The sequence below is a fragment of the Amycolatopsis minnesotensis genome (genome assembly GCF_039529815.1).
Taxonomy (GTDB): Bacteria; Actinomycetota; Actinomycetes; order Mycobacteriales; family Pseudonocardiaceae; genus Amycolatopsis; species Amycolatopsis minnesotensis.
Map to the genome: position 1 here is coordinate 134301 of NZ_BAAANN010000025.1, position 8014 is coordinate 142314.

The 8014-nt window shown below is 69.7% G+C and carries 9 protein-coding genes; 5 read left to right on the plus strand and 4 right to left on the minus strand.

Annotation, left to right across the window (positions count from 1 at the left end; all coding sequences use genetic code 11):
• Window positions 1-121 precede the first annotated feature (121 nt).
• On the minus strand, window positions 122-1012 hold the full coding sequence (locus ABD256_RS28550) for a LysR family transcriptional regulator (RefSeq protein WP_344425580.1): 891 nt from the start codon (window positions 1010-1012) through the stop codon (window positions 122-124).
• Between the two features lie 89 nt (window positions 1013-1101).
• Between ABD256_RS28550 and ABD256_RS28555 the strand changes: the two genes are divergently transcribed.
• The gene (locus ABD256_RS28555) at window positions 1102-2229 is read left to right on the plus strand and encodes an FAD-dependent monooxygenase (protein ID WP_344425582.1); all 1128 of its coding nucleotides are present in this window, start codon (window positions 1102-1104) and stop codon (window positions 2227-2229) included.
• A gap of 10 nt (window positions 2230-2239) precedes the next feature.
• Here the strand turns inward: ABD256_RS28555 and ABD256_RS28560 are convergent, their stop codons facing one another.
• Complete coding sequence (locus ABD256_RS28560) at window positions 2240-2860, minus strand: TetR/AcrR family transcriptional regulator (RefSeq protein ID WP_344425585.1); 621 nt, start codon at window positions 2858-2860, stop codon at window positions 2240-2242.
• 77 nt (window positions 2861-2937) lie between these two features.
• Between ABD256_RS28560 and ABD256_RS28565 the strand changes: the two genes are divergently transcribed.
• The 4 genes from ABD256_RS28565 (at window position 2938) to ABD256_RS28580 (ending at window position 7203) form a co-directional block, all read left to right on the plus strand.
• Window positions 2938-3762 carry an oxygenase MpaB family protein gene (locus tag ABD256_RS28565; RefSeq protein WP_344425588.1) on the plus strand — a complete coding sequence of 275 codons (825 nt, stop codon included), beginning with the start codon at window positions 2938-2940 and terminating at the stop codon, window positions 3760-3762.
• 359 nt (window positions 3763-4121) lie between these two features.
• Entirely contained in the window at window positions 4122-5126 is a 1005-nt protein-coding gene (locus ABD256_RS28570; protein WP_344425591.1) for an MDR family NADP-dependent oxidoreductase, read from the plus strand.
• 20 nt (window positions 5127-5146) lie between these two features.
• Complete coding sequence (locus ABD256_RS28575; RefSeq protein ID WP_344425594.1) at window positions 5147-5587, plus strand: MerR family transcriptional regulator; 441 nt, start codon at window positions 5147-5149, stop codon at window positions 5585-5587.
• A gap of 113 nt (window positions 5588-5700) precedes the next feature.
• A complete protein-coding gene (locus ABD256_RS28580) occupies window positions 5701-7203 on the plus strand; it encodes a nitrilase-related carbon-nitrogen hydrolase (RefSeq protein ID WP_344425597.1) in 1503 nt (500 codons plus the stop codon).
• Here ABD256_RS28580 and ABD256_RS28585 read toward each other — a convergent pair.
• Window positions 7150-7494 carry a hypothetical protein gene (locus ABD256_RS28585; protein WP_344425600.1) on the minus strand — a complete coding sequence of 115 codons (345 nt, stop codon included), beginning with the start codon at window positions 7492-7494 and terminating at the stop codon, window positions 7150-7152. The genes ABD256_RS28580 and ABD256_RS28585 overlap by 54 nt on opposite strands.
• Before the next feature lie 170 nt (window positions 7495-7664).
• On the minus strand, window positions 7665-8014 hold a 350-nt coding region (locus tag ABD256_RS28590), incomplete at its 5' end, for a hypothetical protein (RefSeq protein WP_344425603.1).

An 8014-nucleotide genomic window follows, 5' to 3' on the forward strand; every position in this document is an offset into this window, starting at 1 on the left:
GTGGCACTCGCACCAACGGTAGGGCGCCCGCACGGGCGACCGCGTCGGCTGCGGGGAGTACCCGGCCATGGGCCTAAGGGATGAGGTTTTCAACGGCTGGCGCGGTTCCTCGTCGAACCGGTCATACGGTGAATTTGAGGGTGCGTCGTGCCAGCTCGACCAGTGCGCGGGCGGCGGGGCTGATCGGGCCGTCCGCGCGCCACGCGAAGACGAGCCGTCCTCGCAGTTTCGGCTTCGTGATCGTCAGCGCGCGGAGTCCGGTCTGTCCTTTCGCGACGGACCCCGGCAGGATCGCGGTTCCCAGTCCCTTCGCGGCGAGGCTCGCCAGCAGGGCGGGATTGCCCGCTTCGAAGGCGATGTGCGGGACGAACCCCGCCTTGGCGCACGCGTCGTCGAGGCAGGACCGGATCCCGGTGCCCTCCGGCATGCAGATCAGCGGCTGGTCGCGAAGGTCTTCCAGCGGAATCGTTCTGCGCGTTGCCGGCGCCTTGCCGACAGCCATCACGGCCACTACGGGCTGTTCGGCGATGACCTGGCCACGCAGGTCGGGGGGTAGCTCGTACGCGCCCAGCGCGACGATGGCGACGTCGAGCCGCCCGGCGCGCAGTGCGTCCACGAGGGCATCGGAGGCCTGTTCCAGCAACGTGATCTCCACCGCGGGATGCGCGTCGTGGAACGAGGACAGCAGCGCGGGCAGGTCGAGCGTGCTGGTGGAGCTGACCGTGCCGACCGCGACGCGCCCGCGCACGAGTCCGGTCAGTTCGTCGACCGCGAGCCGCGTACCGGTCACGGCGGCGAGCGCTGCCCTGGCGTAGGGGAGCACCGCGTCGCCGACCTCGGTCAGCCGCACGGTGCGCCCGGCCCGGTCGAACAGCTCCTCGCCGAGTTCGCGTTCCAGCCGCCGGATCTGCGCGCTGATCCCCGGCTGCGCCACGTGCAGCTTCTCCGCCGCCCTGGTGAAGTTCGCTTCCTCGGCCACGGTGACGAAGTATTCGAGCTGACGCAGTTCCATAACTGACCATGCTAGTAGCAAGCACAACTAGATCTTGGACTTCTCGTTCGGACCGGTCGAGAGTGGAGGGAGAACGAAAGGGGAAGACCATGGGAGTACTGATCGCGGGTGCCGGGATCGGCGGCCTCACCGCCGCGCTTACCTTGCACGCCAAAGGAATCGAGTCCACCGTAATCGAGAAGGTGCGGGACCCGAAACCGCTCGGGGTCGGTATCAACGTGCTGCCGCACGCGGTGCGCGAACTGGAAGAGCTGGGGCTGGGGGACCGGCTGCCCGAGATCGGCGTCGCCACCGCGGAACACGTCTACGTCGACGAGCGCGGCGAGCGGCTGTTCGTGGAGCCGCGGGGACTTGCGGGCGGATACGACTCGCCGCAGTACTCGGTGCACCGCGGCAAGCTGCAGATGCTCCTGCTGGACGTCGTCCGCGAGCGGCTGGGGCGAGACGCCGTGCGCACGGGCAGCGGGCTGCTGGGATTCGAACAGGACGCCGGCGAAGTGCGGGTGCGGGTACCGGACGGCACGCTGACGGCCGACGTGCTGATCGCCGCCGACGGAGTGCACTCGACGGTCCGGGCGGCACTGCACCCGGGGGAGGGGCCGCTGCAGTGGTCGGGAACCCGGATGTGGCGGGGTGTCACCGAAGGGGACTCGTTCTTCGGCGGCAGGTCGGCGGTGCTCGTGCGCGGCCTCAAGGCCGAGATGATCATCTACCCGATCGGGCCCAATTCGATCAACTGGGTCGTGCTGGCGCGCGAAGCCGGGCCGGGCCCGTTGCCTGGCGACGCGGGTTGGAACACGCCCGGTGACGTGACCGATGTGCTCGCGCACGTCGGCGACTGGGACTTCGACTGGCTGGACGTGCCCTGGCTGGTGTCGAACAGCGAGGGGTTGCTCGAGTACCCGATGGTCGACCGGGACCCGTTGCCGCACTGGGGAACCGGCAGGGTGACGTTGCTCGGCGACGCCGCGCACCCGATGTACCCGGTGGGGGCCAACGGCGCGTCACAGTCCATTGTGGACGCGCGGGTGCTCGCCGACGAGCTGGCGCGCGACTTTCCCGGCGGGCTCGCCGCCTACGAGAAGATTCGCCGCGAGGACACCGCGTCGGTGGTCGCCGCGAACCGCGAGATGCACGCGGCGCTCGACGCCCGGTCGGCGGCGGACCTGGCCGCCACCACGGCCGCCTACCGCCAGCAGACCGCGGCGGACCGCTGATCCCGGCGGCTCACCGGAGTTCGGCGAGCCGCAGGAAGATCTCCGCGCACCTCGCCACGATCTCGTCTTCGCTGATCGACAGGCTTCCGTCGAGCCACGACGCCAGCGTCCGGCCGAGGCCTCCGATCAGGAATTCGGTGACGAGTTCGAGGTGGCTGCTCTCGGCGATCCCGTAGAAGTCGCGCGCCTGCGCGGACAACAGGTGCGCGAACATGCGGTTGGACTCGGCGCGCCGGTTCAGCAGCACGGGCGTGGAGATCGCGGGGGAGAACAGCAGGCGGCCGCGACGGGGGTCTTCGGCGATCAGGCGCACGATCGCGCGCAAGCCCGCCGCCGACTTCACCCGAGGGTCCGGCTCTGCCGCCTCGACCGCGGCCAGCGTGGTCTCCGCGATCTCGGTCACGACGTGATCGAACACGGCGACGGCGAGCGCGTCGCGGTCTTCGAAGCTCTCGTAGAAGTAACGGGCGGCGAGCCCGGCCCGCTTGCACGCGCCCCGCACCGTCAGGTTCGGCTCGCCGCCCTCCACACCGAGCAGCGCCAGTCCCGCCTCGACGAACTGGGCTCGGCGCTCGGCCTGGCGGTCGTCCCCGGTGATGCCGCCGTAGACACGCAGTGACGTGCTTTCCATGGCCCCATCTCGACACGGCGGCTCCGACCGCGTTGCATATCTGCGAACGGCCGTGTGCAGATGAGCGGAGGTCGACGATGGAGACGACGCACGCGAGCACGACGGCACTCGGCGACGCGGTGCTCGGTGCCGCGCTGATGGCGGGCTCCGCGAACGTGATCATGCAGCTCGCCAGGCCGGGTGTCGGGTACGGCGTGGTGGAGAGCAAGGTCCACCACGGGAACCTGTTCCGCCACCCGGTCAAGCGGACGCGCACCACGCTGACCTACCTCGCGGTCGCCGCGATGGGGACCGACGAGGACAGGCGGCACTACCGCCGCGCGGTGAACACCGCGCACGTGCACGTCTGCTCGACCGGGACGAGCCCGGTCGAGTACAACGCGTTCGACCGGAACCTGCAGCTGTGGGTGGCGGCGTGCCTCTACAAAGGATTCGAGGACACCTGCGACGTCTTCCTCGGCGGGATCGCGCCCGAGCGGGTCGACGAGTTCTACCAGGGGGCTTCGGCGCTCGGCACGACCTTGCAGGTGCGCCGGGAAATGTGGCCCGCCGACCGCGCGGCCTTCGAGGACTACTGGACGGAGTCGCTCGACGCGGTGTCCATCGACGACACCGTGCGGGACTACCTCACCGCGATTGTCGACCTGAAGTTCGCCGACCCGGTTTCGCGCGTGCTGCTCGGCCGCTTCCACCGGTTCGTCACCACCGGCTTCCTGCCACGGCGGTTCCGGGACGAAATGCGCCTCGGCTGGACCTCGCGGCAGGAACGCCGGTGGCGCGCGGTGATGACGGTGGTCGGCGCCGTCGCGAGAAGGCTGCCGCGGCCGTTGCGCCAGTTTCCGTTCAACCTGTGCCTGTGGGACGTTCGCCGCCGCATCCGCGCCGGGCGACCGCTCGTCTGAAAAGGGGTTCACGCATGCCCTTGGAGCTGATTCGGCCGGCTCGGCGCGTCGCTGCCGCATGTCCACTGTGTACGGCGGGACGAGCGAGATCCAGCGCGACATCATCGGCAAGTCCTTCGGCCTCCAGTCAACTGTATAACGCCCTATACAGTCAGGCTTTGAAGGAGTTTTTGCGCCGTCAGCCAACCGCAAACACTCACCACCTCAAACGCAACGAGCGGCGAACCCAGGCTCGGCTGCAGGAGGGTCGTCAACCGGCCTCTTCTGTCAACTGGCCTCTTCAAGGAGGACTCCGTCGTGCTCAAGGACTGAGCGCCGGTCTTGCACTTGACGTGCACGTCAGGTTATAGCGTGCGGCCATGTCCTTCGGTAGTCATCGTGAAGTGCGGTTGGTCAGGCGTCCCTCGGGTCCGCTGCGGGACGGGGATCTGGGGGTGGTCGAGGTTCCGGTGCCGCGGCCCGGTACGGGGGAGGTGCTCGTCCGCAACCGGATGATGAGCGTCACCGCGGTCATGCGTTCGCTCATGGACGGCGAGATCGGGCTGCCCATGCCCTCGTACGAACCGGGCCAGGTGCTGTGGGGACCTGCTGTCGGCGAGGTGGTCGAGGTGGGCGACACGGACCTGGCGCCCGGTGATCTCGTTGTGCACCAACAGGGGTGGCGTGAGTACGCCGTCGTCGAAGCGGCCGCGGTGCGGCCGGTCGACCCGCGGGCGTTGCCGGATCTCGCCGGTCACCTGTCGCAGGGGGTGACCGCGTGGCTCGGAGTCGTTCGCGGCGGCGAGGTCCGCCAGTGCGACACGGTCTTCGTGACCGGGGCGTCGGGCGGGGTCGGCTCGCTGGCCGGGCAGATCGCGCGCATGCGCGGCGCCACCAGGGTCATCGGCAGCACCGGGTCCCCGGCCAAGGTCGACTACCTGATCGGCGAACTCGGCTACGACGCCGTGGTGGTCCGCGGCGAGGGCGGCATCGAGGAGCAACTGCGCTCGGCGGCGCCGGACGGGATCGACGTGGTCTTCGACAACGTCGGTGGCGAACAACTGGTGGCGGCGCTGGCGGTGGCGCGCCACGGTGCGCGGGTCGCGCTCGTCGGGACGATGTCGAGCCAGGCCTCGGGCGGGTTCAGTGCACCCGTCGAGATCGATACCGGAGCGCTCATCATGCGCGGGATCAAGTTGCACGGCTTCGCGGTCGCCGACCACCTCGATGCCGTCGCCGAAGCGACGCGGGAGTTCGGGCGCGGTCTCGCCGAGGGGGCCATCGTGTTCCCCCATTCCCGTCTTTCCGGTATCGATGAGGCACCGCGCGCGCTGCGCGAGCTGCTCGGCGGACGGCACATCGGGACCGTGGTCGTGGAGCTGTGATCCCCTGGGAGGAAAGACGAATGCGTATCGGCGAGGCGGCGACGGCGGTCGGCCTCACCCCGAGGGCGTTGCGCTACTACGAGCAGTGCGGCCTGCTCGTGGCCCGGCGCACGATGTCGGGGCACCGCGAGTACGACGAGGAAGACGTCCAGTGGCTGCGCACCGTGCGCGATCTGCTCGACACCGGGCTGACGATCGGCGACGTCCAGGCGGTGGTCGCGATGGTGAACGCCGAGCCTGACGACGACGATTGTCCGATGGCAGGCATCATCACCCGTCGGCTCGCCGAGCTCGACGAGCGCATCGAGCGGCTGACCGAACTCCGCGCGCGGCTCGCCACCGGGCTCGCTCACCGGTTCGACAGCCAGTTCACCCGACCTTGCCGGCGGGCCCAACCGCGACGCGGCGGCGTGCCCCGGCGGGTCAGGTCCATCGCGGGCAGGACGTCTTCCGCCAGGTAGGGGGCGGCGCCTCCCGGTTCTGTCCGGAATGGACGGTGGGACGTCACCGCGCACGAACCCGCAGGTCAATCCGTTGTGTATACAGCGTAGACATCAAGGTGTACGGTGTAGACATGACGCGGGGGATGACGAAGAAACCGTATGATGTCCGGCTGGCGGCGGTGGCCGTGCTCGCCGCCGCGGTGCTGTGGTTCTTCGGCACCGGCCTGGCACCGGTCGCGGCGCTGACCTGGTTGGCGCCGTTGCCGATGTTCCTGCTGGCGCCGCGGGTACCGGGCAAGGTGGCCTTCGGCGGCACCTTCGCCGGGATCCTGCTCGGCACGACGAACAGCTGGTACTGGTACGCGAAATCGCACGATCTGCCGATGTGGCCGTGGGGGCTCGTGGCGAGCCTGACCTTCGCGCTGACCCTCGCCGTCGCCGTACTGCTGTTCCGCGCGCTGCTGGGCCGGGGGCGCCCGCTGCTCGCGGTGGCGGCCGCCCCCGCGGTCTGGGTCGGCGTGCTTCACCTCGTCTCGCTCGCGCCGAGCGGGATCATGGGCACCCTCGCCACGACACAGAGCGACCTGCCCGTGGTGCTGCAGATGGCTTCGGTGACGGGGGCGCTGGGCATCGATTACCTGGTGCTGCTGGTACCGGTCGCGATCGCGGCGTGGTTCGCACCAGGCGCCCGTGGTCGTGGGCGCATCGCTGTGACGGCAGGTGCCGCGGTGCTCGTCTGCCTCGGTGGGGGAGCGCTGCGCCTGGCCGGGGCGGAGGATTCGCCGCCGCAGCGGGTCGCGCTGGTGGCCGGCAACCAGAAGGGCTGGGCGGCCGATCTCGCGACACCGGCGGGAAAACGGCTCCTCGACGCCTATGTGGACCGGCTTTCGGCGCTGCCATCGGGAGTCCGGACCGCGGTGTTGCCGGAGGCGGCGTTCGGGTCGAAGGTGGCGCGGCCGCCGGAGCTGATCGAGCCGATGCGCAGGCTGGCGACGACGAAGGGGATGGACCTGGTGGTCGGGTTCGCGTGGTGGGACGGGAACCTGAAGTACAACTACGCGCTGGTGTTCCCCGCTGAGGGGGGCGAGCCCGCCGTTTACCTGAAGCAGCACGACATGGTGAGTCCCAAGGGGCACGATCTCGTGTTCGTGCCGGGGCACGGCCGGGAAATCGGCATCGAGATCTGCGGGGACGTCGCTCACACGGATACGAGCGCCGCCTACGGTCGTACCGGATCGCGGATGCTCGCCATTCCCGCGTCCACTGAGGATGACAACGGCTGGCAGGCGAGCCGCACGGCCTTGGTGCGCGGCGTGGAAAACGGGCAGGCGGTCCTGTGGGGTGGACGGCAGGCGGTGCTGAGCGTCAACGACGGCTGGGGCAGGGTGCGCGCGGAAAAGGCCACCGGTGAAGGTGGCGAGGACGCGTTCACCACCGTGGTCAGCGAGGTGGCCGGAGGCCCGGGAGCCACGCTCTACAGCCGTTTTGGAGACTGGTTCGAGTGGCTTTGCGTGGCGCTCGGGCTATTCGCCATGCTGGTGGCCGCGTATGGCTCCCGCGAGGGGGCCGCGGAGCAGCGGTCAGGGCCTGGCCGCGATGCGACGCTCGCGCAGGGCGGCGAGGCCGCGCACTGAGAGATCGGGCCACGGCGGGCGGCGGAGCACCGCGATCGTCGCGATGATCGCGGCCGTCAGCCCGCCGATCTCGGCCAGCAGCGCCAACCTGGTGTGATCGGTGGCGGGTGCCCACTGGACGGCGCCGTCGTGGACGACGAACACGCCGACCGGCCGCGCCACGCGCCCGAACCCGCCGATCCTGGAGACCGGGATGATCGTGGTCCCCGCGGTGGTTTCGTACGGGTCGCCGAAGACACGGGGCTCTGGCGCGCCCGTACGCAGCCGGTCCAGTTCTTCCCACAGTTCCATGAAACCCCTCCAGCCGAGCGTCGGCCCGCCGGTCTGGCAGCGTTCCGCTCGGTACCGGCCTCGTTATAGCACCTGAATCGAAGCCGGGTGCCGAGCCGTCCGCCCCGTACCGTCCACCTGCGCTGCACTTTTCGAACCTGATCGAAAGGCTGCTTCGGCGGTTGGCTCCCTCAGCCGACCGAAATTCCGCGGATGCCCTTCAGTTCGCCTCGAAGCGCCGAAGTGACCGTCACCGGGTAGCGGTCGAGCGCGTACCGAACGGACCGAGCCGGGCCGACGAGGTCGAGCCGCACCGGTGTGGCACCCGGATGCGCGAGCAGCGTCGACTTCAGCTCCAGGACGACGGACTCGTCGACCTTCTCGGCAGCCGCGTGCAGTACGAACGGCTCGTCGTCACCTGCTTCAGCGTCGGAGAGGTCGAGTGGGACGAGTCCGCCGCCGAAGATGGACATCTTGTCCTCGCGCCAGTTGACGCGGCCTTTGGCGAGGACGGCGTTGTCTTCGATGAGGTCGGCGGCGA